Origin of the sequence: Acinetobacter gerneri DSM 14967 = CIP 107464 = MTCC 9824, from assembly GCF_000368565.1 — a bacterium.
GTDB classification, from domain to species: domain Bacteria; phylum Pseudomonadota; class Gammaproteobacteria; order Pseudomonadales; family Moraxellaceae; genus Acinetobacter; species Acinetobacter gerneri.
The window spans coordinates 365528-378054 of sequence record NZ_KB849543.1; the positions used below are offsets into that span (position 1 = coordinate 365528).

Annotated in this window: 8 protein-coding genes and 1 pseudogene; 7 read left to right on the forward strand and 2 right to left on the reverse strand. The window is 34.6% G+C overall.

All coding sequences use genetic code 11. From position 1 onward, the window contains the following. The first annotated feature begins 321 nt into the window (after window positions 1-321). Together ttcA and F960_RS09990 are read left to right on the forward strand one after the other, a co-directional pair. Entirely contained in the window at window positions 322-1230 is a 909-nt protein-coding gene (ttcA, locus tag F960_RS09985) for a tRNA 2-thiocytidine(32) synthetase TtcA (RefSeq protein WP_004863500.1), read from the forward strand. Between the two features lie 271 nt (window positions 1231-1501). Continuing rightward, window positions 1502-1885, forward strand: coding sequence for an SCP2 sterol-binding domain-containing protein (locus tag F960_RS09990; protein ID WP_004863502.1), 384 nt, complete (start codon window positions 1502-1504; stop codon window positions 1883-1885). Window positions 1886-2153: 268 nt separating this feature from the next. Here the strand turns inward: F960_RS09990 and F960_RS09995 are convergent, their stop codons facing one another. Then, window positions 2154-3269, reverse strand: coding sequence for an MltF family protein (locus tag F960_RS09995; protein WP_004863504.1), 1116 nt, complete (start codon window positions 3267-3269; stop codon window positions 2154-2156). Window positions 3270-3634: 365 nt separating this feature from the next. Here F960_RS09995 and F960_RS21815 point away from each other — a divergent pair. Beyond that, a pseudogene (locus F960_RS21815) lies at window positions 3635-3775 on the forward strand (transcription elongation factor GreB); the annotation flags it as partial. A gap of 118 nt (window positions 3776-3893) precedes the next feature. Then, on the forward strand, window positions 3894-5294 hold the full coding sequence (locus F960_RS10000; protein ID WP_004863509.1) for a hypothetical protein: 1401 nt from the start codon (window positions 3894-3896) through the stop codon (window positions 5292-5294). Window positions 5295-5422: 128 nt separating this feature from the next. Here F960_RS10000 and F960_RS10005 read toward each other — a convergent pair. After that, window positions 5423-6498 (reverse strand): IS3-like element ISAba20 family transposase gene (locus F960_RS10005; RefSeq protein ID WP_085945815.1). Its coding sequence is split into 2 segments (ribosomal slippage): window positions 5423-6246 and window positions 6246-6498, totalling 1077 coding nucleotides; the frame shifts between segments, so codons are not numbered across the junction. 84 nt (window positions 6499-6582) lie between these two features. Here F960_RS10005 and F960_RS10015 point away from each other — a divergent pair. The 3 genes from F960_RS10015 to F960_RS22965 all read left to right on the forward strand — a co-directional run. After that, a complete protein-coding gene (locus F960_RS10015) occupies window positions 6583-8118 on the forward strand; it encodes a site-specific DNA-methyltransferase (RefSeq protein WP_004863514.1) in 1536 nt (511 codons plus the stop codon). A 9-nt stretch (window positions 8119-8127) separates the two neighbouring features. Then, entirely contained in the window at window positions 8128-10821 is a 2694-nt protein-coding gene (locus tag F960_RS10020) for a DEAD/DEAH box helicase (protein WP_004863517.1), read from the forward strand. Between the two features lie 99 nt (window positions 10822-10920). After that, window positions 10921-12527: ATP-dependent nuclease (locus F960_RS22965; RefSeq protein WP_004863520.1), on the forward strand; the 1607-nt coding region annotated here is incomplete at its 3' end.

The window sequence follows — 12527 nt, forward strand, 5'->3', positions numbered from 1 at the left end:
TAAGGTACTGAATATTAAGTGAAATAATAATTGATCAAAAAATGATCAAATTAAACAGAAGCCACAGTTTTAGGTTGAATACGTGTGTCAAGCACCAATCAATCCACAATTTTATCCACAGCTTTTGTGGAAAACTGTGGAAAAGTCCAAAAGATAAGCAGTTTGAGTAAAAAGTAAACTCTGGCGTCTATTTTTGCTTATGTGAAAGTTATATGAAAAAGTATAAAAAATAACCAATAAATATTTGCAAATTTTTTTGGTGCGATTGTGCGGGGAATCAGCTAAAATTGTTCGGTTATTTTTTAAGGGTAAATCTCGTCTATGTTCTCACCAGTTGAGTCCGATAAAGGATTTAATTTCAAACCAGAATTGCCAACCAGTTCGGCTTATTATCGTTTGCTGAAAAAACTTCGTCGCCAAGTCGGTCATGCTATTCGTGATTTTAAAATGATTGAAGAAGGCGATAAGGTCATGGTCTGTGTATCTGGCGGTAAAGACAGTTACACCTTACTTGATATTTTGTTGCAATTTAAACGGATTGCACCGATCAACTTCGATGTGGTTGCAGTTAACCTTGACCAAAAACAGCCGGGTTTCCCTGAAGATGTTTTGCCACGTTATATGGAAGAAAACAATATTCCATATTATATCTTGGAAAAAGACACATACAGCATCACCAAGCGTTTGACCCCAGAAGGCAAAACATACTGCGCAGTATGTTCACGTCTACGTCGTGGCTCTTTGTATGGCTTTGCTCAAGAGATTGGTGCAACTAAAGTCGCACTTGGTCATCATCGTGACGATATTTTGGCAACTTTCTTTTTGAACTTGTTCCATGGCGGTAGCTTAAAAGCAATGCCACCAAAACTTTTGTCTTCGGATAAAAAGAATATCTTGATTCGTCCATTGGCTTATGTGGAAGAAAAAGACATAATCAAATATGCTGAAATGCGTAAATTTCCGATTATTCCATGTAATTTATGTGGTTCTCAGGAAAATTTACAACGTGCAATTTTAAATGACATGTTACGTGATTGGGATAAGCAATATCCAAAACGTCTACACAGCATTTTTGGTGCACTACAAAATGTATCGCCATCGCAACTGGCTGACCGTGACTTGTTCGATTTTGAAAAATTGGATGATGAACGCGAGTTCGATATGAAATGTGATAGCGAAGAAATGAAGAAGCGTTTGGATGTAGTGAACTTAAGTTTTGCTGCTGAATAATGTCAATTTACTGATACTTTTTGCCAAAAGATTGAGTCTATAAAATCTGCTCAAAAGTTTGTCAAAAAAAATTAACAGGCACTTAAAATATTTTGAGTGCCTGTTTTTTAACAGAAAATAGTGCGAATAAATAAAAATTGAACTCTAAGTACAAAAAACTTTATCCAAAAAACAAAATAACATGCTATAACAATGTGCAAGCAAAATGCTTCACCATGATGTTATCTGGATAGGTAACACAATAAACGAATAAATACATTGAGGAATAATCATGCCTGCATTTTTAACTGATGATTGGTTTACTACAGTCGAAAAATTAACTGCTGAGGCGGGTGATTTAAATCTTCCACCAGCACTGGCAAATTTAGCAATTAATTTAGTTGTTTCAGGTGCTGATGGTGATACTGAGTTATCATTAGATGGTGGCAAAATCGTAAAAGGTTTATCTACAAATGCAAAAACCACTTTAAATATGGATGCTGAAACTTTACGTAAAGTATTCTTAGAATTTGATATGGCTGCTGCTATGCAGGCATTTATGACAGGTAAAATCAAAGTTCAAGGCGATATGTCTCAGTTGATGGCATTGCAAACTGCTAAACCAAGCCAAGAGCAAAAAGATTTATTTAAAAAAGTACTTGAGCAAACTGCTTAAGATTTTTGATCAGGATATGATGAGTTCGCCATTGCAAATGATCTGAGTGAATCATGAGTTTCACTTAAAAAAATGCCAATGCGACTTCATACAAAAAAAGCTTAACGATCATCGTTAAGCTTTTTTTATGCCTATAAAAACAGCGTAGATAAAAATGAGATCGTCGTTTACCCCAAGCCTCGTATAAAACTGAGGCTTAAGTTTTAACCTATCTCATTTTCATTTAATCGCATTTTTATTTAATCGCATTTTCATTTAATTGATTAAATTAAATATCAACCAAATTTGGCGTAGTCTTGATATGCTCTAAATATGCACGGATACGTGTGACATATTGTACTGCTTGCTTGTATCGGCCATTGTTGGCTTTGTTACGGTCCAAGTAGTCGTAGAGGTTAATCCATTGATTTGGATTTTTACCTTGGCTTTTAATGCGTTTCTGGATGTTATCCACGGCATTTGGACCCATATTGTAGGCAACTAGGGCAAACCAGTTACGATCAGGGTATGGGATATTTTGGTATTTGCTCAGCATCAAATCATAATACTTTGCACCACCTTGGATACTCTGTACAGGATCGCTACGGTTGCTTACACCCATGGCTTTCGCTGTTTGGTTGGTCAACATCATCAAACCGCGAACACCAGTGGGAGAAATGGATTCGGGTTTTAGATAAGACTCTTGATAGCCAATCGCTGCTAGCATGTGCCAATCTAAATCATAGCGCTGCGCATTTTGCTTGAAACTCGCTTTGTAAATCGGCATACGCTTGGTCAAATCACGTTGGATATTGTCCCATTCAGTCGCTTTAACCGCATTACGATTGTAAAAAGACGCTAACTGGTTAATCGTGCCGTTTTGCTTACTTTGGCAGATATAACCATTTGCTGTCGCTGCTAAAGGATCATCAGCATTTTTAAATACCCAATTCAGCTCAGTATTTAAACCATTTTTTTTCAATGCAGTAAAATCACCACATGTCGCTGAAAAATACGATAAATGACGTGACTCTACTTGCTGCATAGACGCTGTAGTCATTGCAAAGTTAGCCTTACCTTGCGCGACCATTTTCAGTGCAGTTGCATTGTCAGGAACGGTTTTAAATTCCAATTTTACATTTAAAGACTGGGCATAGTTACGTACCAAGTCATATCCAAAACCATGCTTAAACTGGTTATTGGAAAATACGGTTGAAGTATTTTTCACTGATACAACGGTGAGCTTGTTGTGATCGATTACGTGAGAATACTGGTTTGTTTTAGATGCGTTAATACTGTGAAATGGGATGATTAAAGCAGTGGCTAAAACAGAAATTTTAAAAGGTGTGGATTGAAGGACGGATTTAAGGCAAAGCCTCGTCCCAGTGGATGAACTACTGTGCATGTTGTCTCCGCTACAAGCAATTTATAGCCCTAAAAAAAGCACAAAAAAACCCAATGCTTTTTCAAGTTTCTAAATTCAATTAGGGTGGGCAGTCATGAAGGTCATTCAAAAATGACGTGTGGGGTTGAGAGATTTAAACTTGGGATGATCATAAAAGATCAAAAAGTGAACAAAATAAAACATGGGAGCATAATAAAGTCCAAATTTTAAATTGTCAAATTTTGTTCTAAAAGTTTTATTCATTTGTAATTTAATTCGCTCATTTTAAAAAAGAAAAAATTTTTATAAATTGTTTTTGTGGGGAAAATGAGCATAAAATATTAAATATTGTAATTAACTCTACATTTTTATCAGTTTTAGATGCTATGAAATCGAACCTTATCACACGTACTGGACATGACAAGTTAGTCGCAGAATTGCAATATCTTTGGCATGAAGAGCGCCCTGAAGTGACCAAGAAAGTGAACTGGGCTGCGAGTTTGGGCGATCGTTCAGAAAATGCGGATCTTTGTAAATAACCTTACTTTATATACTATTATTTATTTTATATAAATAATTCAAATTCTTATTGGTAGTATATGTACTTTTACCAATATACTATATTTCAATAAAAAAGGTGTAAATATGACAAGAAAGAACATAAAATTAGAAATTTCTGCCGATTTATCTGATTACATGCGGCAAAATATTGAAAAATATTGGGAAACTGAAGAGAAAACTACTAGATATAAAAATGCTATTCAATGGATTGTAAAAAGGGCTCGCTTCTCAGATATTGACGCTTTTGAAAAATATATAGCTAGACATAGTTTTGTCATCATTACTGACGAGCGAATGAGATGTTTAAACTGTGATCAGCAGGTTACTGCCAGAACACGTAAAGAATTAGATGACGCAATAGCGAAAGGTTTTAATTCAGAACTTTATTGTAGAGATTGTACGAGTATTCTAGGGTTTAGTTCAAAATTAAATTGCAAAAAAGATACGACCTCTTTAATAAAAAAAACTGCAAAACCCTCTAGTTCAAAGGAAAAATATATAAAGGATGGGAATATTCCAGTAAATGAATTGGCAAAAAGTGTAATTAATAGTATTGAAAATATAATTCAATCAAAATATTTTTTTTTATTTATAAATGGTGAATTAAATTTAACATATCTTGAAAAAATATATTTGTATCTTATTGCTCTTAAATGCCAAGTAAATGAATTTGGAAAATTAAATAAAGAAATTTGGCAAGATATGTTTATCACTGAAAGGGCTGATAAAAATTTTTTAATTAAATCACTATATAGAAAAAAAGTAATTTTTAACACTAAAAAATGTGAGGACGTTATAGAAATTCTTAATAAAAATAATGTGTTATTTGTTAAGAAACCTCATTTGATAGATTTGGAATTAAAAAATAAATTTCAAAAATATCGATACCTTTTTTTAGAAGAAAATACTTTCTTAAATTTCGATCTAAATTATGACAGTTTTAATGAAATGTTAGAAGATTTAAGAAATCAATTCGATTCCTACGAGCTAGATTACTTAGATGTTAAAGAAATAAGAGAGTTTATTCTTGAGCAAAAAATTATAGATGCATATCAATTGATTTCAAATATACAAAAATTTAGACCAATTCCAATTGAAAAATCTATCGAGTTGGATTGTGTGCTTGTTGAATTAGTTGAAAAGTATAACCTCTTGGTTGTGAATAGTTTGTTAAATTTTCAAGCGGATAAAGTAGCTTCTAGTTTGTATAGCTTAGAACATAGAGAACACAAGGATCGAGATCATTATTTTGTAAATAAAATGTTTATTGCAAGGATCACATCATATCTAGAATATTGTAAGTTAAATAATAAAATTCCTTCTCATATACGCGGTATTGGACCAAATTGGAGTTATACCTCCTTAGAGTATTTTGTCAGTAAAAGTATAATAAACGAGGGACTATCTTGGACTACTTTTAGTGGTGATGAATTAATTCACAAGTGGTTGAATAGTGAAAAAGTAACCATCAAACCAGATCTTTAATTTTGAACAATAGACGTTGCTAATCAAGATTTAAACGGTGACTTTTGATAAGATTGACTCAACTTTTTATTGATTCGGTAATACCCCCATTTTTAATTGAATTAATGGGTAGAAAATCTAAAGCCTTGTTATTGTTTAAAAATAGGTGGACAACCATTTACTGACATATGAGGTCGTTCATGATTATAAAAGTACTGCCAGTCAGTTGTATAGTCCTGCACCTCGCTCAGATCTCGAAATAAATATTGATTTAGACACTCATAACGTACTGTACGATTAAATCGCTCAACATATGCATTTTGCTGTGGATTGCCTGGTTGAGTAAATACATGCTCAATACCATGCTGATCACACCACTTTTCCATCAGCTCACTTATATACTCTGGGCCATTGTCGGTTCTAATGCGTTTAGGTTTACCTCGCCATTCAATGAGCTGATCAAGTCCTCTCAGCACACGTTCTGCTGGCAACGAAAAGTCAATCAATATATCCAATGACTCGCGATTATAGTCATCAATCACGTTGTGAACTCGATAACTACGTCCATCACTGAGTTGATCATACATAAAGTCCATTGACCATGATTCATTCTTAGCTGTCGGTACTGCAAGGGTTTCAGGCTGTTCTCGTTTAATCCGCTTATTAGGCTTGATTCTTAAATTAAGCTCAAGCTCCTTATAAATGCGATAGACACGTTTGTGGTTCCATTTGTATTTTTTAACATTACGCAAATACAGGAAACAAAGCTTGAAGCCCCATGTTTTATGATCATTGGTTAATTGAATCAACCATTCGGCAATCTGTTGATTCTCTTCATCTAAACGAGCTTTATAGCGATAACACGTTTGACTGACTTTAAAAATTAAGCAGGCCATGCTGATTGAAATCTTAAATTGCTCAGTAGCTTGCTGAGCAAGTGACTTTCGCTGAACAGGCCTTAAAACTTTTTTAAAAGTGCATCTTGCAAGATGTCTGACTTTAGCCGCTCATCAGCATACATGCGTTTTAAACGGGCATTTTCAGCCTCAAGTTCTTTAAGCCGCGTCATCATTGAAAGATCCATGCCGCCATATTTGGACTTCCACTTGTAGAATGTAGCAGAGCTCATACCATGTTCGCGGCACAAGTTCGGTATGGGTGTTCCTGCTTCAGCTTGCTTCAAGATACTCATGATCAAGCTGTCTGAATACTTAGATGTTTTCATAGAAAATCTCCTTAAATCAAGGTTATTCGATTTTCTACTTTTAAACTCAATTATTTTTAGGGAGGATTACCATTCAATATTTTTATGCCGTTATTAGATTGGGTGAATCGAAACCAAGCTGAAGAAACAGCAACTCGAGTTCCATATCACCTCTTAAAATTCGAAAAATCATATGGTGATGTTAAACAGGCAAAAGAAAACCTGATTATCCAAGGTGACAATTTACAGGCATTGAAAGCATTGCTCCCACTTTATGGTGGACAGGTAAAATGTATTTTTATTGATCCACCCTATAACACCCAATCAGCTTTTGAGCACTATGACGATAAATTAGAACATGCTCAGTGGCTTTCTATGATGTACCCACGCTTGCAACTGCTTAAAGACCTTCTGGCAGAAGACGGTTCTATTTGGATTACGTTAGATGATAACGAATCACATTATTTAAAAGTGTTATGTGATGAAGTATTTAGTCGTAAAAATTTTGTACGGAATATTGTTTGGCAAAAAAAATATACTGTTGCAAATGATTCAAAAGGTATTCCTGATTCACATGATCATATTTTAGTTTATAGAAAATCAGATAAATTTCTGAGAAATTTACTACCACGTACCGAGAAGCAAAATCAACTTTATAAATATGATGATAATGATGGTCGAGGTAGATGGCGTACAGATAATTTAACTGTGAAAACTCTTTCCCAAGCTTATCTATATCCTATAACGAACCCTAACACTGGCAAAGAGTATTTACCTAGTGCAGGGAGATGTTGGTTAACTAGTTCAGATAATATGCTCAAGCTGATTAATGATAATAGGATCTACTGGGGGAAAAAAGGTGACGGTGCTCCTCAATTAAAGCGATATTTATCCGAAGTTCAAGATGGGATTCTTCCAACATCATGGTGGACTTTTGATGAGGTCGGTCATAATGATGAATCACGTAAGGAACAAAAAGTCTTTTTTGGTAGTGAAGCTTTTAGCACTCCTAAACCTGAAAGACTAATTACACAAATTTTAAAAATTGCCACTAATACAAATGATATGGTCTTAGACTCTTTTTTAGGTTCAGGCACAACAGCTGCTGTTGCTCATAAAATGGGAAGACGTTATATCGGTATTGAAATGGGTGAACATGCAAATACCCATGTGATTCCACGGCTTGAAAAAGTGATTGAAGGCGAACAAGGTGGTATCTCTTCTACTGTGAACTGGCAAGGTGGTGGCGGTTTTAGCTTCTATACTTTAGGTGGTTCTGTTTTTGATGATAATGGTTTCTTAAATGCTGATGTGAAGTTTAAAGATCTCGCTAGTTATGTTTGGTGGTTAGAAACAAAATTTGCCTTAAACCAAACTGAAAACTTTGATAATCCATTCTTAGGTATTCATGAAGGCACAGCCTACTACTTGCTTTATAACGGTATTTTAGGTGATCGACGACCAAATGGTGGGAATGTCCTTACATCATCTGTATTGAATCATTTGAATGAATGTCATGCCCACGACGGTAAACGAATCGTGATTGGCGAAGCCTCTCGTTTAAGTCCTGCTCGATTGGAAGCATTGAATATCGAGTTTAAACAAATTCCATATTCACTTTATGGCAATAAGGCTAAGTAAGGATTACTCATGTCACTTCAATTAAAAAATTATCAAAATCAGTCTTTACAAGCTTTGGAGCAATTTTTTACTTTGGCTGCATCATTTGGGGCTGAAAGAGCTTTTAAGCAGTGTGTGAGCGAAAATATTCAATATAACGACCGCTTAGATGGTATTCCAAGCGTATGTCTGCGTGTTCCCACAGGCGGTGGTAAAACCTTACTAGCATCACATAGTATTCCTATCGCTGCTCGAAATTATGCAAATACAGATACGCCTATTGTTTTGTGGCTTGTTCCAACAGATATGATTCGTCAGCAAACACTTACAGCTTTGGCAGATGTAACACACCCTTATAGACAAGCTTTGCAAGGTTATTATGGTGATAAATTAAAAATTTGTGATATTGAAAGTCTACAAACATTAAATAAACATGATGTTAATCAGTCTTGTATTGTGATTGTGACTACCATTCAGATTTTTAATATCGACAAAGAAAAAACATTCCAACGCAATGCCTACGCTTTTGATGAATCTTTAAGTGAGCATTTCACTGGTCTGACAGATTTCCAGACTCAAAATATGGATAGAGTTACGGCAGATACATTGCAATATCAGCCATTCTTGACCGAAAAAGATATAGGGCGTGTAAAGCATTCGTTGGTGAATTTCTTTAATCTGCACCGACCTATTATCATTGTCGATGAGGCGCACAAAAACCGTGGCGGTAAGACTTTCTTCCCTACACTTAAGCGGTTAAATCCAAGTTGTTTGGTCGAGCTAACAGCAACACCAAAAGATAATAATGTGCTTTATTCAGTATCTGCTGCTGAACTCAAAGTCGCTGAGATGATTAAGCTTCCAGTTGTACTTACTGAACATCCTCATAGTTGGCAGGACTGTATTCGTGATGCACTTATTCAGCGTAAAAAATTAGAGTTAATTGCACAAAAAGAAAAAGAATATATTCGCCCTATTTTATTGATCCAAGCTCAAGATAAAAATGGTGAAGCAAATGTTGATACTGTCAAGCAACACTTATTGAGTGAATACGGAGAAGAGATCACTGAAGAATGGATAGCGATCTCTACAGGGCAAACCAAAGAGCTTGAAGATGAAAATCTGTTTAGCCCTACGAGTAAAGTGAAGATTGTCATCACGGTAGAAGCTTTGAAAGAGGGCTGGGATTGTTCTTTTGCATATGTATTGGCAAGTTTGCAAAACATTAACTCAGCTACTGATGTCGAGCAGCTATTAGGACGTGTTTTGCGTATGCCTTACGCAAAATTACGCCAAAACGATGAACTCAACAAAGCCTATGCTCATGTTATTTCTAGTTCGATAGCTCAAGCGACCATGCTACTGAAAGACCGTATGGTACAAAATATGGGCTTTAATAAATGGGAAGCTGATACAGCTATTGTTGTGAATCCTCAACCTGAATTAGATCTAGGTCAAACAGGTAGTGGTGGAATCAAACCTAATGCTCCTGAAGTCATTATTTCTGTACCTTTTGAGGTAAAGGCAGATACTATTCCTACTGAGTTACAACCTTCAGTTCAGAAACTAGATAACAGTCAAGGTACATCTTTAGTTATCAATAAAGGTACAACTGACGAAGAATTTGACCAAATTGAACAGGCTATTATTGATCAAGCAACTCCGAAGCAAAAAGTACAAGTCAAAGAAGCCTTTGATGATGCTCGTGCTGAACGACAAGCTCATCAAGCACCAGAGAACTGGAATGCTACATTTGCATTAATTCCGCAATTAGGTTTGTTTGTAGATGGTGAGTGGCAAGTAGCTGATAAAGAGACAATTGAAGACTCTGTGGAATGGAATCTTCTTGATTTCCCTGTACAGCTCGAAGGCTTTAATATAAGAGAAACTGTAAACAGTTTTGAAATTGATCTAAATATAGAAGATCAAGAATTAAAGTATGGACAATTAGGTAGGCAACAAATTCAATTTTCTGACATGCCAACACTTATCACTGAAAATGATTTACTAAACTGGCTCGATCGCAAAGTAAAACGTCAAGGTTTGACACAAATCCAATTACGAGCTTATTTAACAAAGCTAATCAGTTATTTGCTGAATGTAAGAAATTTTACTTTAACTCAGTTACATCGTGCTCAGTTCCAATTATCACTTGCTGTTTCAAATGAATTAGACCGCTTATTCGAGCTTGCTCGTAAAAAGGCTTTTCAGGGTGATTTATTTAGTCAGTTACATGTTGCTAATGAGCCAAAACTTGAAAATAGTTTTGAATTTAAGCGTGGCATGTATCCAGTTAAGAAGCCTTATCGTGGTAGTTTCAAGTTTAAGAAACATTTCTATGCCCAAATTGATGATTTAAAAGAAAAAACAGACGGTGGTAATATTTCTGAAGAGTTCCAATGTGCTCAGTTATTAGACTTACATCCTAAAGTAAAATATTGGGTGAGAAATATTCCTAAGCAACCTCAATATTCTTTTTGGCTACCAACTGAAAAAGACTATTTTTACCCTGACTTTGTAGCTGAATTGGTTGATGGTTCTATTTTTGTCTTAGAGTACAAAGGTGGGCATTTAGATACTGCTGATGATGCTCGTGTAAAGAATGCTATTGGTAAGCAATGGGCTAAAGATAGTAATGGCAAACGAATATTCTTGATGGCTAAAAAGCAAGATGACGTTGGACGTAGTTTGGAAGAGCAGATTAACCAAATTTTAATAAGCTAATTTCTAGATATTAAATAAAACAGCACTTCATAGTGCTGTTTTATATTCTAAAATATTTTTAGAGTAGAATTTAATAATAAATTTATATGTGAGGGATGAATGTTCATATCAGCTATCAAAATAGAGAATTTTCGTAATTTTAAGCATCAAGAAATAAACTTTAATGAAGGTGTAAATGTAATAATTGGTCACAATAATGCTGGCAAAACCAATTTATTAACTGCCCTTTCTCTAGTAGTAAATCCTGATAAAAATAAAAGATTAGATGTTGATGATTTTAATAAAAATGTTCCATTTTCAGAGTTAAAGACATCCCCCCCTAAGATAAGTATTCAAGTCACTTTAAAAAAAGGATGTGATTCATTACCCGATGATTTAGCTATGGTTGCAAATTGGCTGACTAAGCTAGAATCTGATTTTGAGGCTAAATTGACTTATGAATTTTTTCTTCCAGAAAAAGAAGTGCCTAAATATATCTCTGCTATGTCAGAAATTGATGGAACTCAGGAAAATTGTCGAAATACGGCATGGAAAACAATAAAAAATGAATTTATACGACTTTATTCTTATAAAATTTACGGTGGCGAGATTGCTAATCGTGCTATAGCAGATGGGGAATCACTCAGCAAATTTGATTTTCAATTCTTAGATGCGATCCGAGATGTAGAAAGGGATATGCTAACAGGGAAAAATACATTATTAAAAAATGTATTTGATTTCTTCATGGACTATGACATTAAAAGTGATTCCATAAAATCTGAAGAAAATAAAATTACAGAAATTAAAACACGAAAAAATAACTTTTTATCAGACATAGAACCAGTAATTAATTCTATTCAAAAGCGTATGGAATTAGGGAAAGAACAAATATTATCTTATGCAGATGGGACAGGAGCTTCATTTAATAAGGCTAAACCTAATTTTGAAGGGAATATTTCAGATATAGAAATGTTTTCTTTTCTAAGATTAATTATTGAATATGAAACAGGAATTAAAATACCAGCAACTCATAATGGTTTAGGTTATAATAATCTGATTTTCATATCTTTATTGCTTGCAAAAATGCAAGTAAATTCTGACGGAAAGTATATGGGTGATAATGCAAAAGTATTTTCAGCGTTAGTTATTGAAGAGCCTGAAGCCCATCTCCATCCAGCAATGCAATATAAGTTCCTACAATTTTTAAAGAAGAATAAAAAAGAAGGAAAAGTACGACAAATTTTCGTAACTTCACATTCTACCCATATTACATCTGCGGTTTCACTTTCAGAAATTATTTGTCTGTACAAAGACGCTGATGAAACAAAGGTTAGTTATCCAGATAAGATTTTTCCTATTGATGGAAAAAGTAAGAGATATGTACAAAGGTTTTTAGATGCTACGAAATCAGACATTTTGTTTGCACAGAAAATTTTGTTTGTAGAAGGTATTGCTGAGCAATTACTAATGTCTATTTTTGCTGAATATCTTGATAAATCTTTAGAAGATCATCATGTTGCTGTAGTTAATGTTGGTGGAAGATACTTCAAACATTTCCTACATTTATTTGATAGTAATAAACAAAATACAATTTATAAAAAAGTCGCATGCATTACAGATATTGACCCTGTAAGGAAAAAGAAAAACACTGCTGACACTGCTGACACTGCTGACACTGCTGACACTGCTGACACTGCTGACACTGCTGACACTGCTGACACTGCTGA